Raw genomic sequence first — 248 nt, forward strand, 5'->3', positions numbered from 1 at the left:
TGACCGTTCACCTCAACGAATCCGGGCGTTTTACTTGGGCCGATTGGACCACGCGTTTCGGGGAAACCTTGGCGCGGCACGGCCTGAACCGCGAGCTGGATGGTGGGGACGACTATTTCAACGCGTGGCTCGAAACGCTCGAAACTCTGCTGGCCGAAGACGGCAGCGCAGAACGCACAGAGGCGGAACAGATGCGTGCAGCCTGGGAACAGGCCTATCTGAGCACGCCGCATGGCGCGCCTGTACGC

1 protein-coding gene is annotated in these 248 nt (G+C 62.5%); it reads left to right on the forward strand.

The window, feature by feature from the left end:
- A partial coding sequence (locus tag Q4548_RS16930) for a nitrile hydratase accessory protein (protein ID WP_303457244.1) occupies positions 1–248 on the forward strand: 248 nt, incomplete at both ends.

It is taken from the genome of Wenyingzhuangia sp. 2_MG-2023 (assembly GCF_030548295.1).
GTDB lineage: Bacteria > Bacteroidota > Bacteroidia > Flavobacteriales > Flavobacteriaceae > Wenyingzhuangia.